The sequence below is a fragment of the Vibrio sp. YT-19(2023) genome, assembly GCF_033337395.1.
The window spans coordinates 1-571 of sequence record NZ_JAWOQN010000878.1 but is presented as its reverse complement, the minus strand read 5'-3'; the positions used below and the strand labels follow the sequence as shown (position 1 = coordinate 571).

Sequence of the window (571 nt, the reverse complement as noted above, 5' to 3'; positions counted from 1 at the left end):
TTGACATGCAGTGGTTTAAAACACGTAACTATGTTGAATGTTTTGTACACTAATTAATATATCGAATATACTGTGATTAGAATGTACTTTGGATTTGGAAACTAGCACCTTTAGTTTGCACTCGTCCATCCATCCATTTTCATCCACTTATCTGGGGCCGGGTTGCGGGGGCAGCAGGCCAAGCAAAGCACCTCAGCTGTCCTTCTTTCCAGCAACACTTTCCAGCTCCTCCTGGGGGACCCCAAGTTGCTCCCAAGCCAGACAAGATATGTAATCCCTCCAGTGTGTTCTGGGTCTGCCCCGGGGCCTCCTACCAGTGGGACGATCCCAAAACACCTCTAACGGGAGGCGCTCAGGAGGATCCTGATCAGATGCCCGAACCACCTCAACTGACTCCTTTCGAAGTAAAGAAGCAGCAGCTCTACTCCAAGCTTCCTCCGGATGTCCGAGCTCCTCACCCTATCTCTAAGGCTGAGCCCAGCCACCCTGCGGAGGAAACTCATTTCGGCCGCTTGTATTCGCGATCTCATTCTTTCGGTCACTACCCAGAGCTTGTGACCATAGGTGAGGG

The 571-nt window shown here is 51.1% G+C and carries 1 protein-coding gene; it reads left to right on the top strand.

Annotated elements, in window-relative coordinates; genetic code table 11:
* Positions 1-371: 371 nt before the first annotated feature.
* A partial coding sequence (locus R7E78_RS28955) for a hypothetical protein (RefSeq protein WP_318058996.1) occupies positions 372-571 on the top strand: 200 nt, incomplete at its 3' end.